The following is a 680-nucleotide window of genomic DNA, read 5'->3' as shown; positions in this document are numbered from 1 at the left end:
GCTATGTAGACTCGTGCTGCTGCTGTTCTGCGCGCTTTGTATGCGCAGATCATGGCCGGCGGCGAGGGCGAGGTCGCGACCGGCATAGATACGAACACCGAGCTTATTGATCTTGTCAGCATTGATGGCAAAGGCGCTGCGCCCGACGATGGTGCCGGAGTTGTTGACTTTCGTACAGAGTAGAAAACATTTTATACAAGATTTTTTGCGTGAAATTATTTCTTGGTTGAGCATAGAAATATTACTCCTCGAATACTAAGACTTCGACGACTTGTTAATGTAAAAAAAGCGATGCACTATTTCAAACTCCTCGCATCGCGTTATTCAGAATCGTCTCTTCATTAGAAAAAAATTCTGCTGCGTCGTTGTGTTTGTATTTAAAAATTTTTAAAACAGAAAAATGTAAGTGAATTTGCCCATCGAATGAATATGTTCACGCACTTTATTTCTGTTTGCTTTGGTATCGGAGAACGAAATTTAGTTTCGTATGCATTTTTCGATGCCGAAAATATGGCGCGCATTTTTAAAATATTTATTAACGATTCGGTTGCGACACATTGTCTCTTTTTTCATTTCACTAAACATTCCCACACGTCACCAATTAAATCAGTAATGGCAATAAGCTGAGCTACCAATAGCACTTGACTTACCGCTGATCATTCATATCAACCACCAAGACC

1 protein-coding gene is annotated in these 680 nt (G+C 40.6%); it reads right to left on the bottom strand.

All coding sequences use genetic code 11. The annotated features are described in order from the left end of the window. A partial coding sequence (locus QN359_RS19800; protein WP_323493633.1) for a hemagglutinin repeat-containing protein occupies positions 1-234 on the bottom strand: 234 nt, incomplete at its 3' end. Positions 235-680 lie beyond the last annotated feature (446 nt).

The sequence above is a fragment of the Undibacterium sp. 5I2 genome, assembly GCF_035019605.1.
GTDB lineage: Bacteria > Pseudomonadota > Gammaproteobacteria > Burkholderiales > Burkholderiaceae_D > Undibacterium.
The sequence above is the reverse complement of the archived record's forward strand: the minus strand, read 5'-3'. Positions and strand labels throughout refer to the sequence as shown.